The sequence below is a fragment of the Metabacillus endolithicus genome (assembly GCF_023078335.1).
In the GTDB taxonomy this organism is placed as follows: Bacteria; Bacillota; Bacilli; order Bacillales; family Bacillaceae; genus Metabacillus; species Metabacillus endolithicus.
This window is the reverse complement of record NZ_CP095550.1, coordinates 769,752-792,257: the sequence shown is the minus strand read 5'-3', so window position 1 is coordinate 792,257 and position 22,506 is coordinate 769,752. Positions and strand designations below refer to the sequence as shown.

Here is a 22,506-nt window from a genome sequence, read left to right as displayed (position 1 = left end):
GTGGCAGCATTAAGTAGTACATTATTAGAGGTTGCTTTTATTATCTATTTAGTCGCAATCTTTTTGTTCGGTGGCTCCATTCGTGATAAAAGAAATAAATCAGATAAAATAAGTAAGTGGACAATTGCAGCCGTTGCAGCAACCATCTTAGGTTTTCTATCACAGCTAGGCTACTTCATCACACGATGGATTGCATCAGGACATGCACCTGTTAGTAACTTATTTGAATTTACAACAGCTTTTGGTATGATGCTTGTTCTTGCTTTTATTATCTTATTCTTTATTTATAGGGTGGCAATTTTAGGTTTATTTACTCTACCTATTGTTGTATTAATTATTGCATACGGTAGTATGTTTCCAACGGATATAAATCCACTTATCCCATCACTACAAAGTCATTGGTTATATATTCATGTGACAACAGCTGCTTTAGGGCAAGCAATTCTAGCTATTAGTGCTGTGGCAGGAATTATTCACCTTGTGACAGTTGTTGATCAAACAAAAGCATCAAAGAAAACCTTTTGGTTGGAATCTATTATGTACGTCCTTGTTGTAACCTTAGGATTCATTATTATAACAAGTACATTTAGAGGTCTTGATTATCAAGCAGATTTTAATTGGATTGATAAAAATGAGCAAGAAGCTGTTATGACTTATACGATACCGGCATTAGTAGGACCGCATGAGGGTGAACTAGTGACAGATGGAAAGTTTGAACCATTAGTTGAGATGCCTGCAATCATTTCTGCAGTAAAACTTAACACAGTTATATGGTCAGTTATAGTTGGTACAATTCTATATGGATTAGTTCGACTTATATTCCGAAAACGCATCGGACAAATGATAAAGCCATTCACAAAAAATGTGAACCTTGAGCTTGTTGATGAAATCGGATATCGCTCTGTAGCAATTGGATTTCCAGTGTTTACCCTTGGTGCACTTATCTTTGCGATGATTTGGGGAACAGATTGCCTGGACAAGGTTTTGGGGTTGGGATCCAAAAGAGGTATGGGGCTTTTATAACATGGTTATTTTACGCAGCTTATTTGCATCTTCGATTATCAAAAGGATGGCATGGAGAAAAATCAGCTTGGCTTGCAGTTGTAGGTTTTGCGATCATAATGTTTAACTTGATCTTTGTTAACTTAGTTATTGCAGGCTTACACTCATATGCATAATTGCTTTAAGTTGGCTTAATAATAGCAAAATAATCAGTTATAAACATACAATCAGTATAAACACTGCTAATAAAGCCTTCACTCTTTGCAGTGAAGGCTTTTTGTTATACTCTTAGTACATACATAATAATTAGATACCAAATTTGAAACACATACCTATAAGGAGGGTTCTTATTATGGAAGAGAACCAATTTGCCAGAATTTTAGTCGTTGATGATGAAGATCGTATTCGTCGACTTTTACGGATGTATTTAGAAAGAGAAAATTATGAAATTGAAGAAGCTGAGAACGGTGATGAAGCGCTTGAATTAGCATTAAACAATGAATACGATTTAATTATGTTAGATGTAATGATGCCTGGTATTGATGGTGTTGAGGTATGCAAGCAATTACGTGAAAAAAAGGCAACACCGATTATTATGTTAACAGCAAAAGGTGAAGAAGCAAACAGAGTACAAGGCTTTGAAGCGGGTGTGGACGATTATATTGTAAAACCTTTCAGCCGAGAGAAGTTGTTCTAAGGGTAAAAGCATTACTAAGAAGATCTTCTCAAACTTCATATTTGAAAACAGAAACAAAAGCAAAAAATGTAATCGTTTTTCCTCATTTATCAATAGATCATGATGCACATAGAGTAACTGCAGATGGAAATGAAGTTAGTTTAACTCCTAAAGAATATGAATTATTGTATTTTCTGGCTAAAACTCCTGATAAAGTGTATGATCGGGAAAAGTTATTGAAGGAAGTATGGCAATATGAATTTTTTGGTGACTTACGAACAGTGGATACACATGTTAAACGATTAAGAGAGAAGTTGAGTAAAGTTTCTCCAGAGGCAGCAAAGATGATTGTTACGGTGTGGGGAGTAGGGTATAAATTTGAGGTAAATCATACATGATTCTCTGGAGAAGTGTAGTAGGGAAACTGTGGGGAACGATACTTTTACTCGTTTCCTTTGTTTTATTTGTATTAACGATTTTAATGCTGGAGTTCATTGAGAATTATCATGTGGATGAAGCGGAAAATGAATTACAACAATTAAGTACAAAGGTTTCTGCCATAATGGAAAGTCATGAGGATCAATCTTTAGCAAGATCAATAGCGTGGGAATTAACAGATGAATTAACTCATATTTTAATTATTGAAGATAAAGATTCTTACTGGAACTCGCCTATCATAGACGAAGATCTGCCTCATTTAGAATTTGAAGATATAGAGGATGATCAAGAATTATCGTTACCTCTTACAGAAGGAAAGAAAATTAGTAAACGCACAAATTTAGATTCTCCAAATGATGTTTTTGCTAACGGTGAAGAAGAGGTACTAATTGTTGGTATTCCATATAAGGTGTCAGATACTGAAAAAGGAGCAGTCTATATTTCGCAATCTCTTCAAGCAGTTCATGAAACAACAAAAGAGACAACAAAATATATTATCCTAGCCGCTGGAGTTGCCATCATCTTAACGACTATTTTTGCCTTCTTCTTATCAACAAGAATCACCTATCCATTAAGAAAAATGCGTGAGGTAGCTCAGGAGCTGGCAAGAGGGAAATTTGAATCAAAAGTTCCTATTATGTCAAACGATGAAATTGGGGAGTTAGGAATAGCCTTTAATCAGATGGGAAAACAGCTTAAGTTTCATATTAACGCTCTTAATCAGGAAAAAGAGCATTTAACAAATATTTTAAGCAGTATGGCTGATGGTGTCATCACTTTAAATATTGATGGTACGATCTTAGTAACAAACCCACCTGCTGAAAGATTTTTACAAGCCTGGTATTACGAGCAGGGAATGCTAGTCAAAAATGATGAAGAGCTCCCACCTGAAGCAAAAGGTTTATTTCAACGAGTTGTTAACACTGAAAAAGAACAAATGACTGAAATTATGATACAAGGAAGAAGCTGGGTTATTTTAATGACACCCTTATATAATCAATCATATGTAAGAGGAGCTGTTGCAGTTCTACGAGACATGACAGAAGAACGTCGACTTGATAAGCTGCGAAAGGATTTCATTGCTAACGTTAGTCACGAGCTTAGAACACCTATTAGCATGTTGCAAGGATATAGTGAAGCCATCGTTGATGACATTGCAAGTACGGAAGATGAGAAAAAGGAAATTGCTCAAGTTATATATGACGAATCGTTACGAATGGGAAGACTTGTTAACGAATTATTAGATTTGGCTAGAATGGAAGCAGGACATATATCCTTGAATTTGGATGAAGTATCTATACCACAGTTTATTGACAAAATAAGCCGAAAATTCCAAGGTCCTGCTAAGGATAAAATGATTAATCTTCAAACAGATCTTCATCTTAATGAAACCAATTATGTAATAGATCCAGATCGAATTGAGCAGGTGCTTACGAACTTAATAGATAATGCCATTCGTCACACGAATGAAAATGGAATTGTATCAATAACTGTAACATCAGAAAAAGATGGCTTAGCAATGGATGTACAAGATTCTGGAAGTGGAATTCCTGAAGAAGATCTGCCATTTGTATTTGAACGCTTTTATAAGGCAGACAAAGCAAGAACAAGAGGAAGAGCTGGTACAGGTCTTGGATTAGCGATTGTTAAAAACATTGTTGAAGCACACCAAGGAAAAATAACGGTTCATAGCAAAATAGGTGAAGGTACGACATTTAGTTTCTTTTTGCCTCGAAAAAAGCTAGAATCTGAATAATACTGACGAACAATCTTGTTTCATAAGAAACAAGATTGTTTGTTTTTTAGCATATATTCATTAGACCTTATAACATACACATGGTTTAATAATAGTAAGTTAAAAAATGTGGAGAGTGATACAAATGAATTTATATACAAAAACAGGTGATAGTGGAAAAACGAGTATAATAGGAGGACGTGTTGATAAAGATCATTTACGTGTAGAAGCTTATGGGACAATTGATGAAGCTAATTGCTTTGTTGGTCAAGCGATGACACATCTGACAGAACCTCTTTTTCATGATATATATCAAGAGCTTGAAAAAATCCAGCATGAGTTGTTTGATTGTGGGGGGGATTTAGCCGTTGTGAAAGAAAAATACCCTTATAAAGCAAACAATGAAATGGTTGAGTTCTTAGAAAATCGCATTGATGCTTATGTAAAGGAAGCCCCTGAATTAGAACGATTCATTCTTCCAGGTGGAAGCCTGCAGCAGCAGCTGTTCACATTGCAAGAACTGTCACAAGACGGGCAGAAAGGTGCACCGTTTCATTACAAAAAGAGATGGAAATAAACGAAGTCGTATTAAAATATCTAAATCGATTGTCGGACTATTTTTTTGCAATTGCAAGGGTAATCAATCATCGATTAAGTGTTAAGGATGTTGAATATGAGCGAAGTGCTCTTGTGTTTAAAACGAAGACTTCTAGTAAAGAGAAAAAAGATTCTTAATGATTAATATAATATAACGGATAGGAAAAAATCGTACGCTACTTATTAAGCGTGCGATTTTTTGTTTTTGAAAAACATGAGCCTTTATCAGCCGGGAGTCAAAGATAGATGAAATAAAAGGTAAAGACCCCTACTAGATTTTGAAATGATAAAGAACTTATAGCAATTAGGAGTTTAAGAGAATACGATTATAAACTATATAATAGTTCTATAAAACATGGTAAAGTAGAAGATAGTTATGGCAAATATTACATAAATATTTCAATTAAATTACGTACCTTTTAGGTGAAACCTTACATTGTTCTTTACGACTATATTTATGAACGGAGGGTAATTCATGGAGGATACCTTTCAACAATTATATGAAAAATATCATCATGATCTTTTTCAATTTTTGTTTTATATGGTAAAAAGCCGTGAACAAGCAGAGGATCTTGTTCAGGAAGTTTATATTCGTGTATTAAAATCGTATGACAAATTTGAAGGTAGAAGCAGTGAAAAAACATGGCTTATTTCTATTGCGAGACATGTGGCTATTGATTGGTTTCGCAAACAAAAAACAATCCGTCAAAGAATACTAGAGCGATTTGATTGGGATAAACAGCAGATTGAAGATGAACAACAACCATTACCTGATGAAGTCGCTATTCAAAATGAGCAAGTTCAATGGATATACCGAGCGTTACAAACTTGTTCAATTGATCAACGTAGTGTCGTAATTTTACGATATATTCAAGAGTTATCGATTACGGAAACAGCTGAGGTATTAGGTTGGACTGTGAGTAAAGTAAAAACAACACAACACCGTGCAATTAAGCAATTGCAAAAACATATAAACAATTTGTCTGAAAAGGAGGGGCTTTCGATTGAGAAAACGGGAGTGGAATGAAGACCAGCTTGAGCAGCTTTTACAGCAGTTACCCTCTGTCAAGGATAAACGAACTGCTGATCAAATTTATCAACAGATACAATATAAACAACGTGCTAAAAAAAGAACGAAAACCTGGATTGCTCCTGCAATTGCAACTGTTGGAGCTCTTATGATCTTTGCGATTATGACTCCATATTTATTTAATGGCTTCACCTCCTCTAGTGAGGAAAGCACTATGGATATGGCCACTACATCTTCAGAAGAAACCTCAAAAAATGAAATGGCAAAGGCACCAGAATCACCAAAAGCATCGGAAGCATCTGAAGTAGAGGAAAAAAACATAAATGAATCTACAATAATTGAGAATCAAAATGAAAGCATCGCTCTTGATATAGAAAACATGGAAGAGAAAACATTGTTAGAGGAAGAAAACATCACTTATGTCACAAATGCTATTAATCCTGAAAGAACTGTAACAGTTGGGTTAACTGATGAAATGGCTCAAAATGTTATTCCAGTTACTTTACAAGGAAATAACAATGAAAAAAAACTAGAGAGAATACTTGAGTTTATACCCGAGGATTTCTTTGATGAGTTAGGACCAGTTTCCTTTGAGCTTAAGAATTCGGAACTTTCTACAAAAGAAGACCCTTCAGAAGTTTATATTGATTATAAAGTTGAGGAAGGTATCACTTCTTCTTCAGCAGAGGTGATGTTTAAGGAAACAATTCAAGAAACATTTCGTTGGATTGGTGTGAAAAAGGCACATCTTTCAACAAATGGGAAGGAAGGTATTTTATTCGGAAATTCAGGATTGGTCACCGAAATAGATATTCCTCAATTAAGGAAAAAAGCCTACCTGATTTATCAACACGATGAGAGTACAAAAAAGCTGCTCGTCCCTTCGCCTGAGCCATTGAAGACCATGAGTGAAGCAGTTGATTTAATGAAGAACGGATTACCAGCATACAATTTATCACCTTCTATTGGAAATAATATAATGATTACTATTAGAGAGAATGATCATCAACTGAATATCGAATTTGATGATAAGACAAAAATTGAAAACAGCGAACAAAGTATTATGATGTTAGAATCACTCTTGTTAACCGCAAAAGACTTTGGTTATAAATCAGTTAAATTTAATGGGATAAGTGAAGAAAGAATTGGTGTTATGGATGTTACAAACCCAATTGAGGTGCCATACTCACCGAATCCGATTAAATAAGGAAAAGAGGCTCAAAATTTTGAGTCTCTTTTTATGTATAGTTAGGAAAATAATGTTACATACTACACATGTTCTTTTTTAAGACGGGCCTTTATACAATGACCATTGAGTAAATTTTATAGATATGGTTAATGTAAAAAGGAAATTCCTCGGAAAATTTTATAGATATGGCTATTAACTAAAAACTATATAGCCAAAAAATGAAACAGGAGGAGAAAAATGCTAGTTAGAAGAATGAGTTTAGTTTTATTAACATTGAGTACGATGATTGGGATCTTAGTAATAGACAAGAATCATGTGCAGGCAAAATCATACATAAAAGAGCTAGAAGATCAATGGGTACAACCTGTTAATGGGACAATAACAGATACATTCGGAACACGACATGGAAAACATAAAGGAATAGATATTGCTGCTCCAGAGGGTGAGGAGATTGTATCTGTTTCAGCTGGAAAAGTAACAAAATCTTATTACTCAGATTCATATGGAAACGTTGTTTTTATAGAACATCCAGAAGGCTATGAAACAGTTTATGCTCATTTAAGTAAACGAAACGTTAAAGAAGGTGAAACTGTTAAAAAGGGACAAGTAGTAGGAATTATCGGTAACACAGGAATTTCTACAGGAACACATTTACATTTTGAATTACATGAAGGTGAATGGACGTATGAAAAAGAACACGCATTAGATCCATTATTTGTATTTGAATCTCATACTGCACATGCTAATCAAGAAAAGAAGGAAAACGAAAATAAAGATCATATTCAAATACAAGAAGAATCTAAGAAAAATACAACTAATGAACAAGAAGTGCAGAAAAAGGTAATTACGGTAAGTAAAGGTGATACTCTTTGGGGACTTTCCAGTGAGTATGATGTATCAATAAAGTCCCTTCAGAAATGGAATGATCTTAACGGTGAAACAATTTATCAAAATCAACAGTTAACGTTATATTTAAATAATAAAGATATGTACGTTGTTCAGCCTGGTGATACCATCCAATCCATTGCAAAGGAATTTAACATTAGTCCTGAAAAAATAAAAAGTGCTAATGATATGAATAATACACTATATATCCGGAACAAGTCCTAATTTTAAGCAAGAAATGATAAGCAAATATATATTTGTAAACTTTGCAAAAGTGGATTTACTCTGATAAATCGTAATGAATTATTTCATAAAAACTTTTTAATGTTTTTTAAAATGATTATCTTCCATTGAATCATCTTTCTATACAAGAAGATCTCATCATATTATAATAATATTGTAAAAAATAATATGATCAATCTTCGGGGCAGGGTGCAATTCCCGACCGGCGGTGATGAAATTTGTATTTCTAAGTCCGCGAGCCGTAATAATGGCAGGATCTGGTGCGACTCCAGAACCGACAGTATAGTCTGGATGTGAGAAGATGGAGGTTCAAACGTTTAAAAAGTTTGTTTTTAAACGTTTATTTAGACTCGCAAAAAACGCCCTGATTAATTATGATTCAAATGGATCATGATTAACCAGGGTTTTTTGATAAGTTATTAAATATGACTTATGAAAGAGTCTAAGAGCTTCTTCTTTTTCGGGTGCGATCAGAAAAGGGAGAGAAGAAAAATGAATCAAAGTAAGGTAAGAAAGCATGTAACAGTTGGGATGTTGAGTAGTATAGCGTATGTGCTAATGATGCTTGATTTTCCGTTTCCCGGTTTTCCTGTCTTTTTGCAAATTGATTTTAGTGATGCTCCTGCATTAATTGCAGCAATTGTATTTGGTCCAGCAGCAGGCTTAATGGTGGAAGGGATAAAAAACGTCTTACATTATTTAATCCAAGGGAGTGCAACTGGTGTGCCAGTAGGTCAGGTAGCTAATTTTATAGCTGGGGCTTTATTTATTTTACCCTCCTCGTTCATGTTTAGACGTTATAAATCATTAAAAGGTCTTTTGATAGGCTTAGTGATTGGAACGTTACTTATGACAAGTGTTATGAGCGTCTTAAATTATTATGTCATTATGCCTGCATATACATTGTTTTTAAATTCACCGGCTATGACCGCTGAGGCAACTAAACAATTGGTTGTTGCTTCCATTATGCCGTTTAATTTTATAAAAGGAATACTAATGACCTTACTATTCCTCCTTATTATTTCGAAACTAAAATTTTGGTTAACTAATCAATTACAAATCCATACAAGATCTTTATAAGATAAAACCCCCTCTTTAACCTAAGAGGGGGTTTTTCGTTTTATTCAAACTTTAGAGCATCTCCATCAAATTTTTCATCAGCAATTTTGATTGAATCTGTTGGGCAACCTTCGAAAGCATCCATCATATCTTCTTCAAGGGCTTCAGGTACTTCAACAACCCCTTGGTTATCATCTAAGGTAACAAATGCGATACCTTCATCATCGTAATCATAAATGTCTGGTGCAGCCGCTCCACAAGCTCCACATGCAATGCATGTATCCTTGTCAACTATTGTATATTTTGCCATTAAACAAACCTCCTGATATAAATCATACCACATTATATGGTAGAACTGATAAAATGAGTGATTCTTAATCGAAAAACTTCATTTTCTCTGTTACGCCTATCTTGTATTGTAAAACGGTTTTTTTGACATTTCAATAAAAAACTCTTTTGATAATCGTTCTCACACCTAAGTTTCCTACTTATGATAACAATAAATTGATTAATTTCTAAACGAAAGTCCATAAATTTGTTAAAATAGAAAGGTAATCGAATATTGTCAAACATTGTAGGGTGGTATAATGAAGCTAGATTATTTCCATACTGTCATGCTCTTTTGCTTAAAGCAATTTAATGGAGAAAGAACTGTCTCCGCTATTTATCATTTACTTAATGGGAAAAAATCTTCACAAACAATTCAAGATGGCAAACTTTTTAATGTTACTTTCCTTTTTAGCTTATTTCCGAAGTTATCAAGAATACAAACCGATGAAACATGGAATGCTCTTCTAAAACATGGGTTGATTGAGCAACTACCTGATAATAAGTCTCGACTGACAAATGAAGGAAATGAATTTTTAAAAGAAAGCCTAGGGAATAAACCAATTCCTTCGCAATTAAATGGTTGGAATTATGGAGACGTTGGAAGAGTTTTATGGAGGAGGCTTTCTCTTCTCGTTCAAGTATTATCAAATTATGCTTATGAAAAAAGAGACTACTTACCTGTAACGAAAAATCAAGAAGACTTACAGTGGGTAAAAATATTTCTGAAACAGCATGATCGTTCTAATAATGAGTTAGCTGATCGCATATACAGTGAACTTAAGGATATATTGAATACCCAATCAAGTAAGGATGCCACTATTTTTGTTCAAAGATTAACATCGAGTCAAAAAATTGGATTAACTTTTGAACAGATTGCATATAAGCATGATGAGGATCCTATTTATACGTACTTATTGTTTTGGAATGTTGTTCATTCCATTATTACGTCTCTTCAAACCAACAAAAATAAATATTTGTTACTTAACGAAATGTTAGAAGATAAGTGGCATATTGAAGGTTTTACCTCTTCAACGAAAATTACCAGGTCATATTTACTGCAAGGATTGGATCCTGCTGAAATTGCTACAGTTAGAAGACTTAAGCAAAGTACAATTGAAGACCATATTGTCGAAATTACATTACATGATCAACAATATATCCCAACAGCTTTTTTGAACGAGGAAGATTACAAAAAAATTATGGGAGCAATCACAAAGCTGAAAACACATCAGTTAAAAAAAGTGAGAGAAGTATTAAATAACGAATATAGTTATTTTCAAATTAGACTTACTTATGCGCTCATCGGGAGGGGAGAAACATCCAAAAGCTAGAACAAGCGTTACAGTCCCACTTTCAATTACAACACTTTCGTGAAGGTCAGCGGGAAATTATTGAAGCAGTTCTTCAAGAAAATGATGTAGTCGCTATGCTCCCGACGGGTGGCGGGAAGTCGTTGTGTTATCAACTTCCAGGTTATTTTCTAAAAGGACCGATATTGATTGTCTCTCCTTTACTTTCTTTAATGGAAGATCAGGTAGAACAAATTAAGAAAAGAGGAGAGAAAAGAGTTGTTGCCCTTAACAGTACAATTTCACTTATAAGAAGAAGGCAAATTCTACAAGAATTAAGAAAGTATCGCTATATCTATGTTTCTCCAGAGATTCTTCAATATGATTATGTATTAAATGCTTTAAAAAATGCTGGAATATCTCTATTTGTTGTTGATGAAGCTCATTGTATTTCTCAATGGGGACATGACTTTAGACCAGATTATTCTAAGCTCGGTGAAATAAAAGAAGCACTTTTAAATCCACCTTGTTTAGCGTTAACGGCTACTGCAACAAAAGAGGTATTAGAAGATATCCATCTTATTCTTCGACTAGGTGCGAATTGCAAAAAATTTATATTTTCTATAAATCGACCAAACATTGGAATATCAGTGGAAAGATGTTATTCATTAGAAGAAAAAATTGATCGAGTACACCAATTGGTGCGCACTTTAAAGGGTCCGGGAATTATTTATTGCTCCAGTAGATTATGGACAGAAAGGGTAGCACAACTACTAATTGATTCAGGGTTAACGGATGTTGCGTATTATCATGGTGGGATGGAACAAGAACAGAGAATTCTTATTCAACAGCAGTTTCTATATGATCAATTGCAGATTGTATGCTGTACGAATGCGTTCGGTATGGGGATTAATAAACAAAATATAAGATTTGTCCTTCATTTTCATTTTCCATCACAATTAGAATCTTATATGCAGGAAATAGGTAGGGCAGGCCGGGATGGTAAGGATAGTGTTGCCATTACATTAGTAACAGATGCAGACTATGAAATACCGAAATCACTCGTTGAGTCAGAATTTCCTAATTATGATGCTTTACAGCAAACAATTTATTTTATGCTCCAACATGAAAAAGTAACTTTAGAACAAATTCAGCAGCTTTTTGGGTTAACGGAAACTCAATGGCGTTATGTTGAGAATGCCTTTTATAAACATCGAACACCTAATGTTTCACCGGAAAACTTAACAGCTACAATCTGGTATGAAATAGAAAAAAGGGTAGCTCTAAAGCATGAAAAACTAACAGATATGTCCAAATGGCTAGCAGGCGACACATGTAGAAGAAAAAATTTGCTCGCCTATTTCAATGAAGCATATGAAAATAAGCAAAAAAACTGCTGTGATGTGTGTGGAATAAATTATGATTTATATACTCCAGAAGCTAGCCTGAAAATAAAAGAGAATGATAGAAGTTGGCAAGAAGAATTAAGGCTGATCTTTTGCAAGGTGAGTGAATAAAACTTGTTTAAAAAACAAAATGAATTAATTAATCAACTAACAGATAAGCAAATCGTACAAAATTTATATTTTACACAATTTCTTCTTATTTGTGTTTCCATTATTTTTGGGTTTTTTCTCTTTGATCATGTACAAGATTTTTTTGGACTATTTCATTTTAGAGACATTGATTTTATTTTATATGGGGTCGGAACAGCCTTATTGGTGATAATTGTGGATTTTAGTGTATTTAAATTGGCACCAAAAGATCTTGTTGATGATGGTGGCATTAATGAGAAGATTTTTGAAAAGCGATCGATCCCACATATCTTTTTTCTTACTGCAGTTATAGCGGTGTCAGAGGAAATATTATTTAGAGGGGTTATTCAAACACATTTGGGTCTATGGGTTGCTAGTATTATTTTTGCAATACTACATTTTCGATACCTCTCAAAATGGCTATTATTTTTAATGGTTATTTCTATAAGTATTTTATTAGGGTATGTTTATGAACTAACAGCAAACCTTTTTACAACCATTTTGGCTCATTACTTAATTGATCTAGTCTTTGCCATTCAAATTAGATGGCAATATGTAAGAGGGGGAAAGAATAAATGAACGACCAAAAAAGACAATCAGATCAAGCAGAGGGATTACGTACGAAAATGATTGATGAATATAAACAGGAACATGGTGATTATCCGCCTCGGAGTGAAGTTCATAAAGATCAGAAGTCGAAAAAAGCTAAGGTGAAAATGAAATATCCTGTAATCAGACTTTTAGCTTTATTTTTTATTCTACTCCCCATATTCATTTTATCTATGAACTTATATTTTAATGAAAAGAATGCTCAAACAACTCAAGGTGATCAAATTGTTGGGGAAGATACAGTGTTTATTTCAAATGGTCAGGAGTCTACTAGTGAGTCAGAAGAAGTAACTAGTAGTGACTCAATCGAAGAAAAACAAGATACATCTGATCTAGAAAGTGAAGAAATGGTGTCACCTAATACTTCTAACAGTGAGAATGAAGTACAAGTAGAGCAAAAAGATCAGATAGCTGAGGAGTCTTCACAAGAGAACAGCGAGCAAACTAGTGATGAAGAAGAGTATAAGGAAATCAAAACACATAAGGTAGCAGGTGGAGAAACCATTTTTACTATTGCTATCAAGTATTACAACAGTAAAGCTGGGATGGAAACGATCCGTACCTATAATGGAATAAAGGGAAATGAAATTTATGAAGGGCAGGTTTTAAAAATCCCTATTAAGTAGCATATTTGCTTCATAACGTTGTGGACGACCTCATACAATATAGTAACCGAAATGTATTGTTGGATGAGAGGGCGTGACCATGATTGAAATAAAAATTCAGCAATTAAAGAATCATACTGACGAACCAACAAAACAAATGCTTGACAATTTAGTCGAGAAAAAAGGAAATTTGAAAAGTATAAACTCAAGTGTTTTCGAGCACAGTTTGTTACTTTCATTTTGCTAATGGGCTTTATAGCGTACCTTTATGTGTTTATTATTAAACCAACTGGCGGGCAGGCTGATGCTTTCTTTCACTTATTATTTGACGGCGAAATGAATATCTTTTTTGTCTTACTCATTGTAGGTGGTTATGCAACAGCACAATATTTTAAGAAAAAGGAAGATAAAGCAGAAACTGAATACCAAAATTTAAGATGTGAAGTTATTAGGAAAAGTGCTGAACTCTGGCCACAGCCAACTCAATGGCAAAACAGACATGAAGTATTTAAAATGATGAAATCGGAATTTGACATAAACTTGTTTCATGAAAGCAAGTAAATGACCCCTTCTTTCTTATTTTGGAAAGAAAGGGTTTTTTGTTATAATAAAAGAGTTTCTTTATTGTTTTAAGTGTATATAGAGGTGATTGAACTGTTAATAATTGTAGTCAGTTTTTTCCTAGGAATTCTTGTGTTGTTACTTTTTATGTTTATAGAAGCTAGAAAGAATCGTTTAACAAAGCATCATATAAAATTTAACACTTTTCCAAAAAGTGTTGGATCACTTTCAATTTTTTTATTTCTGATATTCATAGAAGAAGAATTTCTACACATTTATTGGAAAAAATACCAGAAAAAGTTGATCTCGTAATTATAGGTGGTGACTTGACAGAATCAGGAGTACCATTTTCTAGAGTTGAAGAAAATATTAAATTGTTAAGGAAATTAGGTCCTACCTTTTTTGTGTTTGGCAATAATGATTATGAAGTAGGTAAAAATGAGCTTGAAGCACTGCTTTTGAAACATAATATTACAATCCTTAATAATTCTTCAACATCTTTTACTTCAGCAAATGGAGAGAAAATTACTTTAGTGGGAGTAGAGGATACTAGTAAAAGAAGAGACAAGCTACATCATGCCTTAGAACATACTTCACCATCTGAATTCAAGATCCTAATAAGCCACAACCCTGACATACAAAAAAAGGTTCATCCAAAAGATGGTATTTCTATCATTTTAAGTGGACATACTCATGGTGGACAAATAAGGTTTTTAGGTCTTGGTTTATATGAAAAAGGAAAGCTGCACTACCTTGAAAACACTGTTCTATTAGTGAGCAATGGATATGGTACAACTTCTTTACCTTTAAGATTAGGAGCACCGGCTGAGGCAAATTATCTTGTATTATCGTCGAAATAGAATAAATTCACATGTGATAATCCACAAATTTTAGAGAATATGGGATACGAATCATCTTTACAAAACCATGCTGAATATTGAGCATGGTTTATTCATTTGTTATACAAAGTTTACACAAGTTGATCTATCTTATATAATTTCTATATAAGTACATATTGGGGGATTTACCATGTCGAATCATGAAGGCAAATATAATATAAAGGCTGTCTCAAAAATGCTTGGAATTCAAGCTGGAACATTACGGGCCTGGGAACGAAGATATAATATGATTGCGCCTATTAGGAATGAATCAGGTCACCGTTTATATACAGAGGAGCATATAAAAATTTTAAAGTGGCTTATTACAAAAGTGGATAAGGGCTTTACGATCAGTCAAGCGGTCAACTTATTAGAAACGAACCAGGCATCTATTAACGATCAAGTTGAGTTGAAAACAGATGGAGAACAGGTTGATTACTCTGAAGATTTAATGGAGGAATTACTTTATGCTCTCTTAAAATTTGATGAAAGCAAAGCACATGATCTTCTAAATAAAGCATTCAGCCTATATTCAGTTGACAAAGTAGTAATTGAAATATTAGGTACTTTGTTAGTGAAAATCGGGGACAAATGGGAAAATGGAAAGATAACTTCAGCACATGAACACTTTGCATCATCTTTTTTACGTTCGCGAATAGGTATGATTTTGCATACATTACCTGTAGATGGTTTGTTACCTAAAGTAATAGGGGTATGCGGACCGGAAGAATCACATGAATTAGGTCTTTTAATTTTTACATTATTTTTAAGAAGAAAAGGTTTTGAAGTGATCTATTTAGGAGCAAGTATTGCTGAGGGAGATATTGATATTGTTCTTAATGAAGTTAAGCCGGAATTTTTGTTTTTATCTTGTACTTTAGTAAGAAATGTGAAAAAAACGTTGGAGCTTGTAGATGAACTTTCTTTAAAATTTGATAACCTTCAAATTGGTTTAGGAGGAAAAGCTTTCTCAAAGGTAACTCCGCAAATCCTTGAACCTTATGCAAGCTTTTTACTTGGAGAGGATAAACAACACTGGGAATCTTGGCTAAGGGATAGATTAGGTATGAAAAATCAATAGTTATTTCTTGTCTAAATCTGCTGAAGAGTGTAAACTGTAAAAAATATTAGAACCATCTCGTATGTAAATCATACAATGATTGTATATTGAGCGGTCTCACGGCAGGAGGGTATGGGATGCGGCTAGAGCGACTAAACTATGATAAAATTAAAATTTTTTTAACGACAGATGACTTGCATGATAGAGGTTTAACTAAGGAAGATCTCTGGAAAGACTCATTAAAAGTCCATCAATTATTTAGAGATATGATGAATGAAGCTAGTGTTGAGCTGGGCTTTGAGGCGCATGGACCAATCGCTGTTGAGGTGTATTCACTTCATGCTCAAGGGATGGTTATTATAGTTACAAATTCCAAGGATTCTGATGATTTAGACGATGACTTTTCAGATGATTATATTGAGATGCAAGTGAAGGTGGATGAAAGCTTCGATGTTATTTATGAGTTTGAGTCATTTGAAGCGATCATTCAGTTATCACATTATTTATACCATCAAGACATCTTAGATGGAATGGTCGTTTATTTTCAAGAAAGATATTACTTGTTATTAAGTGATGATCAGCCTATGAACATTGATAATTTAGTAGCTATCTTAGCAGAGTATGGAAGTCCATCAACTTTGACAGTCCATAGATTAAAGGAGTATGGAAAAGTAATCATGCAAAATGATGCTATTGAGCAAATATACAACCACTTTTGGTTGAAAAATAGAGAAAGATAACTTTTAATAATAAGTTATGAAGATATTGGTGAGTTTATGCAAACGGTCATCGTGAAGGCTGTTAGCTAAAGTCACCTCTTTTTCTTATTTGTTGTATGAAATAATGCAAATAACAAACGATAAGAAAAGTCTTTCATTTAATTATGATTAATTAAAAATGATAAGTATAGATAACGTTAGATTATTTATAAAGAATATCTTTTTTCTTCTTTGCATAAGCGGCTTGAGAGTGTATACTATGTCATGAAAGGTGGACATTCTTTCATTTACTGATTAGATCTAGGAGGTTAACTTTAATGGTAGCCGAGAAAAACACCGATGCACAAAATGATAAATTGGACGTGTTGAAATCAACACAAACGGTGATACATAATGCCCTTGATAAGCTTGGGTACCCAGAGGAAGTATATGAATTATTAAAAGAACCAATAAGATTAATGACTGTGAAAATTCCTGTTCGAATGGATGATGGTTCCGTTAAAATATTTACTGGATACCGTGCTCAACATAACGATGCCGTTGGCCCTACAAAAGGAGGAATTCGCTTCCATCCAAATGTAACTGAAAAAGAGGTTAAGGCATTATCCATTTGGATGAGCTTAAAATGTGGAATAGTTGACCTTCCATATGGTGGAGGAAAAGGTGGAATTGTTTGTGATCCTAGGGATATGTCATTTAGAGAGTTGGAGCGACTAAGCCGAGGATATGTTCGAGCAATAAGTCAAATTGTTGGACCAACAAAGGACATTCCAGCGCCTGATGTATTTACTAATTCACAAATCATGGCATGGATGATGGATGAATACAGCCGAATTGATGAATTTAATAATCCTGGTTTTATAACAGGTAAAGTAAGCCCTTGGTATTAGGTGGTTCACATGGTCGTGAATCGGCTACCGCAAAAGGTGTAACTATTTGTATTCGTGAAGCAGCTAAGAAAAAGGGAATTGAACTTGAAGGGGCTCGTGTTGTTGTACAGGGATTTGGTAATGCAGGAAGTTATTTATCAAAATTTATGCATGATGCAGGAGCTAAAATTGTAGGTATTTCTGATGCTTATGGTGGTCTTCACGATCCGAATGGTCTAGATATTGATTATTTACTTGATCGTCGTGATAGCTTTGGAACTGTTACGAAGTTATTTAATGATACAATTACAAACAAAGAATTACTTGAACTAGATTGTGATATTCTTGTTCCTGCTGCCATTGAAAATCAAATTACTGAGGAAAATGCCGGGAACATTCGTGCTAGCATTGTAGTAGAAGCAGCGAATGGTCCAACTACACTTGAAGCAACAAAAATTCTTTCAGATCGAGGTATTTTACTAGTACCGGATGTGTTGGCAAGTGCTGGTGGAGTAACGGTTTCCTATTTTGAATGGGTCCAAAATAATCAAGGTTATTACTGGACAGAAGAAGAAGTCGAAGAGAAGCTTGAACAAGTAATGGTCAAGTCATTTAACAACATATACGAAACGAGTCAGAATAGACGAGTTGACATGCGTTTGGCAGCATATATGGTTGGTGTACGAAAGATGGCTGAAGCATCTAGGTTTAGAGGCTGGATTTAAGAAAAATCTTACATGATATAAGAGGGTGACTTATATGTCTAGCCGCTCATACTCTTTACTCTTCACAATAGAGTAATTGACCTGAGTAGGAGGGCTGACTTGGTCATTCTCTTTTTTATTTTTCTTGGTAAGTATCGAAATTTACGTTTAAACATTAACCCTTAAAGTTGGGAGAGAAATTCATTGATAAAGGAAGAAATAATTATTGTAGGTGGAGGTCCATGTGGATTGTCTGCAGCAATTGAATTAGAAGAACTTGGTATTAAACCACTTGTTATAGAAAAAGGAAATGTCGTGAATGCAATCTATCACTATCCTACACATCAAACATTTTTCAGTTCTAGTGAAAAATTAGAAATTGGAAATATACCTTTTATTACTGAAAATCGTAAGCCGGTTCGTAACCAAGCTCTGGCTTATTATCGTGAAGTTGTAAAAAGAAAACAACTGAGAATTCATGCTTTTGAAAAAGTTGAAAAAATCGAAAAAAATGAAAATCAAAAATTTATTGTTATAACAAATAAACAAACGTATGAAGCAAGACAGGTTGTGATCGCAACAGGGTATTATGATCATCCAAATTTAATGAATATACCTGGTGAAGATTTACCAAAAGTTTTTCATTATTTTAAGGAAGCACATCCATACTTTGATAAAGATGTCGTCGTTATTGGTGGTAAGAACTCAAGTGTTGATGCTGCGTTAGAATTGGTTAAAGCAGGAGCAAGGGTAACCGTTTTATACAGGGGAGCTGAGTACTCTAAAAGTGTAAAACCATGGATTTTGCCTGAATTTGAATCACTTGTTAAAAATGAAATAATAAAAATGGAGTTTCAAGCACATGTTCTTGAGATTGGGGAAACATCCGTTAAATATATTGTGAATGATGAAGAGAAGCAGATAAAGAATGATTTTGTTTTTGCTATGACGGGCTATCATCCAGATCATAAATTTCTCAGAAATATGGGCGTAACAATCAATGCTGACACTGGTCGACCGACTCACAACCCAGATACAATGGAGACAAATGTTGAAGGGATTTTTATTGCAGGTGTTATTGCAGCTGGAAATAATGCAAACGAAATATTTATTGAGAATGGACGATTTCACGGTCAGTTAATATATGAAGCACTCCGCAATAAACAATAACAGGGAGACAGATTTGTGCTCCCTGTTTTTTTATAGTGTTTACGTTGCAAAAATCGTTTCAAGAGTTTGTTGATCTTTTGTTGTTTCTAGTGCAATCATTAGCTTGATTCTTGCTTTTTGCCCATTTAGTCCATTGCTAAAAATAACACCTAATTCTTTTAACTGTCGTCCCCCACCTTCATATCCATATACATCTTGAGCAATGCCATTAAAACAGCGAGATACAAGAACAATCGGTATTTTCTTATTTAGTAAGTTCGTGATCCCTGGCACCATCATAGGTGGCACGTTGCCTTGTCCTAAAGCTTCTATCACTAATCCATCAGGCTGTAGCTGTTCTATCCCATTTAGCAGACTGTCGTCCATTCCAGCAAACACTTTGATTAAGAAAACATTTTTATCTAGAGATTCAACATGTAGTGGATTAGTAACAATAGGGGTGTGATGAAAGAAAACGCCCCCTTTGTTTACCATTCCGATTGGTCCATATTGCGGGAACTTTGAAAAGTTGCCACATTACTTGTATGTGTTTTGGTTACGTTTTTTGCAGTATGAATTTCATCATTCATTACAACCAAAACTCCCATGTTTTTGGCATAATCTGATGCAGCTACTTTTAAGGCTGATAAAAGATTATAAAGCCCATCTGATCCTAGCTCATTACTTGATCTCATCGCACCTGTAAGAACGATTGGAATTGATAAAGATAACGTTACATCAAGGAAATAGGCAGTTTCCTCTAACGTATCTGTTCCATGTGTAATAACAACCCCATCAATATTTTTTATTTTTTTCATTTCTTCTATATAATTTTTAATTTGTAACATATTTAATGGTGTAATATGTGGGGAAGGTAAGTGAAACAGTTCTGTTGAGATGAGGTTAATATCAGGTACCTCTTTTATATGTTCAACTAGAGGGTTTTTTTCTCCAGGTTTAACCTCTCCTGTTTCTTCGTCTTCCTTCATTGAAATGGTTCCACCAGTGTGAATAAGTAAAATGTTTTTTCTCGACATGACGAAAACTCCTTCAATCTATAAAATTCTGCTTATTTCTGTCATTTTCAATTCTACGATAACATGATACGATTAATAAAGTTAATCTTACATGAATAAAAAAATCTTTTAAATAGATAAAAAGATATTTTGGAGAAGAGGCCTGTAAATGATTGAAATTATATCTGCGGGCATTGCCCCGGGTCTGGCACTATTAAGTTATTTTTACTTAAGAGATCAGTACGAATCAGAGCCGGTCTATTTAGTGTTGCGTTCATTTATCTTTGGGGCTCTGCTTGTTTTTCCGATAATGTTTATTCAATATGTATTAGAAGTTGAAAAAGTGTTTACTTCTGAATTTTTATATACTTTTATTGCTGTAGGATTTTTAGAAGAGTTTTTCAAATGGTTCGTCTTATTTTTTACGATCTATCAACATGTTCAATTTAATGAACATTACGATGGTATTGTCTATGGTGTTGCTGTTTCTCTTGGATTTGCTACTTTAGAGAATATTATTTATTTATTTGCAAATGGAGTCGAATACGCATTAGGCCGCGCTATTTTACCAGTATCAAGTCATGCTCTATTTGGAGTTATTATGGGATATTATTTAGGGAAAGGGAAATTTTCAATTATCAAAAATCGAACAAAGTGGATAGTTCTATCTTGTTCAATCCCTATCTTATTACACACTGTTTATGATTCAATTTTATTAAATTACTTTAACTGGAAATATATTATGGTTCCATTTATGCTGTTTCTTTGGTGGTTCGCTTTACACAAAGCCAAAAAAGCAAGAATTAAGATATTTGATTCAAGACTGCCTTAATGGCAGTTTTTTTATTTCGATAACATCGTGATTTTAAAGAGTTTTTAAGAAATCATCTTTGAAAGGATTTGCTGCCATCAATTGTTTCTTTTGGATAAGTCTTTATTTAGTATGAATAAAATACCAAAGACTACAAAAAATACGTTTAAGCAACTACATCTACTTGAGGAGGCAGCAACATGAAAAACATGCGCATAATGCTGATAGTTGTGGTAATGGCTTTTACATCTATCACATTTCAATTTCTTTCACAAGGCGTTTCTGTAGCACATGCTTTTTCAGATCAAACCATTCAAAGAGGTGCAACGGGAAGTGATGTAATTGAATTGCAGGCAAGGCTTCAATATAACGGATATTATCATGGCCCGATTGATGGAGTCTACGGATGGAGTACGTATTGGGCAGTTAAGAATTTCCAAGATATGTTTGGTCTAGAGGAAGTTGATGGCTTAGTTGGACAAAAAACAAAGGATATGTTACAAAGATCAACTAAATTTTATAGTGATTGGGTTTACAAACAAATTAACCAAGGAAGAAGATTCACACATTATGGCGGAGTCCCGTTAGATATTCAATCTGCACCGTCAGAGCAGCAAATTCAAAAAGCGAGGAAGATTGCGGAGCAAAGACGAATTCAGCAAGAAAAGCAATATAAAGCTCAAGCAAATAACCAGCAGCAACAACAGACTCAAGAGCAACAGAATCAGCAGCAACAAGAACAACAACAGAATCAGCAGCAACAAAAACAACAGCAACAGAATCAGCAGCAACAAAAACAACAGCAACAGAATCAGCAGCAACAAAAACAACAGCAACAGAATCAGCAGCAACAAAAACAACAGCAACAGAATCAGCAGCAACAAAAACAACAGCAACAGAATCAGCAGCAACAGACTCAAGAGCAACAGAATCAGCAGCAACAAAAACAACAGCAACAGAATCAGCAGCAACAAGAACAACAGCAACAGAATCAGCAGCAACAAGAACAACAGCAACAGAATCAGCAGCAACAAGAACAACAACAGCAGAATCAACAGCAACAAGAACAACAACAACAGAATCAACAGCAACAACAGCAGCAAAAGAAGCAAGATCAAAAGGATTCAACTGCAGTAAACATGCCGAACGGATTTTCACAAAATGATATTAAGCTAATGGCAAATGCTGTTTATGGAGAAGCTCGTGGTGAGCCATATATCGGACAAGTTGCTGTTGCGGCTGTCATTTTAAACCGAGTTAATAGTGCAACTTTCCCAAATACTGTTTCAGGAGTTATTTTTGAACCACGAGCCTTTACTGCAGTAGCAGATGGGCAAATTTGGTTAACTCCAAATGAATCAGCAAAAAAAGCTGTTTTAGATGCAATTAATGGATTTGACCCGACCGGAAATGCAGTGTATTACTTTAACCCAGATACAGCTACCAGTTCTTGGATTTGGGGAAGACCACAGATTAAACGTATCGGGAAGCATATTTTCTGTGAATAGAAGGGGTGA

At 34.4% G+C, this 22,506-nt stretch carries 17 protein-coding genes, 6 pseudogenes and 1 riboswitch; of the genes and pseudogenes, 21 read left to right on the top strand and 2 right to left on the bottom strand.

Annotation, left to right across the window (positions count from 1 at the left end):
• The 8 genes and pseudogenes from ccsB to MVE64_RS04355 all read left to right on the top strand — a co-directional run bounded on the left by ccsB (position 1) and on the right by MVE64_RS04355 (position 8,875).
• Positions 1 to 1,178, top strand: a pseudogene (ccsB, locus tag MVE64_RS04390) (c-type cytochrome biogenesis protein CcsB).
• Between the two features lie 176 nt (positions 1,179 to 1,354).
• A pseudogene (locus tag MVE64_RS04385) lies at positions 1,355 to 2,076 on the top strand (response regulator transcription factor).
• Positions 2,073 to 3,872 carry an ATP-binding protein gene (locus tag MVE64_RS04380; protein WP_247344117.1) on the top strand — a complete coding sequence of 600 codons (1,800 nt, stop codon included), beginning with the start codon at positions 2,073 to 2,075 and terminating at the stop codon, positions 3,870 to 3,872. The pseudogene MVE64_RS04385 and the gene MVE64_RS04380 overlap by 4 nt, the downstream one beginning before the upstream one ends.
• Before the next feature lie 124 nt (positions 3,873 to 3,996).
• A pseudogene (locus MVE64_RS04375) lies at positions 3,997 to 4,586 on the top strand (cob(I)yrinic acid a,c-diamide adenosyltransferase).
• Between the two features lie 337 nt (positions 4,587 to 4,923).
• Positions 4,924 to 5,475 (top strand): RNA polymerase sigma factor SigX, encoded by a 552-nt coding sequence (gene sigX / locus MVE64_RS04370; protein WP_247344115.1) that lies wholly within the window; start codon positions 4,924 to 4,926, stop codon positions 5,473 to 5,475.
• The gene (locus tag MVE64_RS04365) at positions 5,453 to 6,685 is read left to right on the top strand and encodes a hypothetical protein (RefSeq protein ID WP_247344112.1); all 1,233 of its coding nucleotides are present in this window, start codon (positions 5,453 to 5,455) and stop codon (positions 6,683 to 6,685) included. The genes sigX and MVE64_RS04365 overlap by 23 nt, the downstream gene beginning before the upstream one ends.
• A 219-nt stretch (positions 6,686 to 6,904) precedes the next feature.
• Positions 6,905 to 7,630: pseudogene (locus MVE64_RS04360) on the top strand (peptidoglycan DD-metalloendopeptidase family protein); the annotation flags it as partial.
• Positions 7,631 to 7,966: 336 nt separating this feature from the next.
• A riboswitch (FMN riboswitch) is annotated at positions 7,967 to 8,102 on the top strand.
• 185 nt (positions 8,103 to 8,287) lie between these two features.
• Positions 8,288 to 8,875 (top strand): ECF transporter S component, encoded by a 588-nt coding sequence (locus tag MVE64_RS04355; protein ID WP_247344107.1) that lies wholly within the window; start codon positions 8,288 to 8,290, stop codon positions 8,873 to 8,875.
• Positions 8,876 to 8,915: 40 nt separating this feature from the next.
• Here the strand turns inward: MVE64_RS04355 and MVE64_RS04350 are convergent, their stop codons facing one another.
• Positions 8,916 to 9,164, bottom strand: a complete 249-nt coding sequence (locus MVE64_RS04350; RefSeq protein ID WP_098796186.1) for a ferredoxin — start codon at positions 9,162 to 9,164, stop codon at positions 8,916 to 8,918.
• Between the two features lie 277 nt (positions 9,165 to 9,441).
• Here MVE64_RS04350 and MVE64_RS04345 point away from each other — a divergent pair, with 277 nt between their 5' ends.
• The 11 genes and pseudogenes from MVE64_RS04345 to MVE64_RS04295 all read left to right on the top strand — a co-directional run bounded on the left by MVE64_RS04345 (position 9,442) and on the right by MVE64_RS04295 (position 19,183).
• Complete coding sequence (locus MVE64_RS04345) at positions 9,442 to 10,515, top strand: YpbB family protein (protein ID WP_247344104.1); 1,074 nt, start codon at positions 9,442 to 9,444, stop codon at positions 10,513 to 10,515.
• Positions 10,503 to 11,990, top strand: a complete 1,488-nt coding sequence (locus tag MVE64_RS04340) for a RecQ family ATP-dependent DNA helicase (protein ID WP_247346952.1) — start codon at positions 10,503 to 10,505, stop codon at positions 11,988 to 11,990. Before MVE64_RS04345 ends, MVE64_RS04340 begins: the two co-directional genes overlap by 13 nt.
• 3 nt (positions 11,991 to 11,993) lie before the next feature.
• Positions 11,994 to 12,587, top strand: a complete 594-nt coding sequence (locus tag MVE64_RS04335; protein ID WP_098796189.1) for a CPBP family intramembrane glutamic endopeptidase — start codon at positions 11,994 to 11,996, stop codon at positions 12,585 to 12,587.
• Entirely contained in the window at positions 12,584 to 13,243 is a 660-nt protein-coding gene (locus tag MVE64_RS04330; protein WP_247344101.1) for a LysM peptidoglycan-binding domain-containing protein, read from the top strand. The genes MVE64_RS04335 and MVE64_RS04330 overlap by 4 nt, the downstream gene beginning before the upstream one ends.
• A 79-nt stretch (positions 13,244 to 13,322) precedes the next feature.
• Entirely contained in the window at positions 13,323 to 13,469 is a 147-nt protein-coding gene (locus MVE64_RS04325; RefSeq protein WP_247344099.1) for a hypothetical protein, read from the top strand.
• Positions 13,460 to 13,783 carry a DUF2663 family protein gene (locus MVE64_RS04320; RefSeq protein WP_247346951.1) on the top strand — a complete coding sequence of 108 codons (324 nt, stop codon included), beginning with the start codon at positions 13,460 to 13,462 and terminating at the stop codon, positions 13,781 to 13,783. Before MVE64_RS04325 ends, MVE64_RS04320 begins: the two co-directional genes overlap by 10 nt.
• Before the next feature lie 278 nt (positions 13,784 to 14,061).
• On the top strand, positions 14,062 to 14,643 hold the full coding sequence (locus tag MVE64_RS04315) for a metallophosphoesterase (RefSeq protein ID WP_345740759.1): 582 nt from the start codon (positions 14,062 to 14,064) through the stop codon (positions 14,641 to 14,643).
• Positions 14,644 to 14,812: 169 nt separating this feature from the next.
• Complete coding sequence (locus tag MVE64_RS04310; RefSeq protein ID WP_247344096.1) at positions 14,813 to 15,742, top strand: MerR family transcriptional regulator; 930 nt, start codon at positions 14,813 to 14,815, stop codon at positions 15,740 to 15,742.
• Positions 15,743 to 15,858: 116 nt separating this feature from the next.
• A complete protein-coding gene (locus MVE64_RS04305) occupies positions 15,859 to 16,461 on the top strand; it encodes a genetic competence negative regulator (protein ID WP_247344093.1) in 603 nt (200 codons plus the stop codon).
• A gap of 296 nt (positions 16,462 to 16,757) precedes the next feature.
• Positions 16,758 to 18,034, top strand: a pseudogene (locus MVE64_RS04300) (Glu/Leu/Phe/Val family dehydrogenase).
• Positions 18,035 to 18,217: 183 nt separating this feature from the next.
• Complete coding sequence (locus MVE64_RS04295; RefSeq protein WP_247344091.1) at positions 18,218 to 19,183, top strand: YpdA family putative bacillithiol disulfide reductase; 966 nt, start codon at positions 18,218 to 18,220, stop codon at positions 19,181 to 19,183.
• 39 nt (positions 19,184 to 19,222) lie between these two features.
• On the opposite strand, the pseudogene MVE64_RS04290 reads toward MVE64_RS04295, so the two are convergent.
• Positions 19,223 to 20,151 (bottom strand): annotated as a pseudogene (locus MVE64_RS04290) (asparaginase).
• 196 nt (positions 20,152 to 20,347) lie between these two features.
• On the opposite strand from MVE64_RS04290, the gene prsW reads away from it, so the two are divergent.
• Positions 20,348 to 21,010, top strand: coding sequence for a glutamic-type intramembrane protease PrsW (prsW, locus tag MVE64_RS04285; RefSeq protein ID WP_247344088.1), 663 nt, complete (start codon positions 20,348 to 20,350; stop codon positions 21,008 to 21,010).
• A gap of 179 nt (positions 21,011 to 21,189) precedes the next feature.
• Positions 21,190 to 22,497, top strand: coding sequence for a spore cortex-lytic enzyme (gene sleB / locus MVE64_RS04280; RefSeq protein WP_345740757.1), 1,308 nt, complete (start codon positions 21,190 to 21,192; stop codon positions 22,495 to 22,497).
• The last annotated feature ends 9 nt before the right edge of the window (positions 22,498 to 22,506 follow it).

Excerpts from the sequence above, each read along its gene's own strand:
- MVE64_RS04325 (WP_247344099.1), top strand. The coding sequence starts at position 13,323 with ATGATTGAAATAAAAATTCAGCAATTAAAGAATCATACTGACGAACCA.
- MVE64_RS04350 (WP_098796186.1), bottom strand. The coding sequence starts at position 9,164 with ATGGCAAAATATACAATAGTTGACAAGGATACATGCATTGCATGTGGA.
- MVE64_RS04310 (WP_247344096.1), top strand. The coding sequence starts at position 14,813 with ATGTCGAATCATGAAGGCAAATATAATATAAAGGCTGTCTCAAAAATG.
- MVE64_RS04330 (WP_247344101.1), top strand. The coding sequence starts at position 12,584 with ATGAACGACCAAAAAAGACAATCAGATCAAGCAGAGGGATTACGTACG.
- MVE64_RS04380 (WP_247344117.1), top strand. The coding sequence starts at position 2,073 with ATGATTCTCTGGAGAAGTGTAGTAGGGAAACTGTGGGGAACGATACTT.
- MVE64_RS04305 (WP_247344093.1), top strand. The coding sequence starts at position 15,859 with ATGCGGCTAGAGCGACTAAACTATGATAAAATTAAAATTTTTTTAACG.
- sigX (WP_247344115.1), top strand. The coding sequence starts at position 4,924 with ATGGAGGATACCTTTCAACAATTATATGAAAAATATCATCATGATCTT.
- prsW (WP_247344088.1), top strand. The coding sequence starts at position 20,348 with ATGATTGAAATTATATCTGCGGGCATTGCCCCGGGTCTGGCACTATTA.
- MVE64_RS04355 (WP_247344107.1), top strand. The coding sequence starts at position 8,288 with ATGAATCAAAGTAAGGTAAGAAAGCATGTAACAGTTGGGATGTTGAGT.
- sleB (WP_345740757.1), top strand. The coding sequence starts at position 21,190 with ATGAAAAACATGCGCATAATGCTGATAGTTGTGGTAATGGCTTTTACA.
- MVE64_RS04345 (WP_247344104.1), top strand. The coding sequence starts at position 9,442 with ATGAAGCTAGATTATTTCCATACTGTCATGCTCTTTTGCTTAAAGCAA.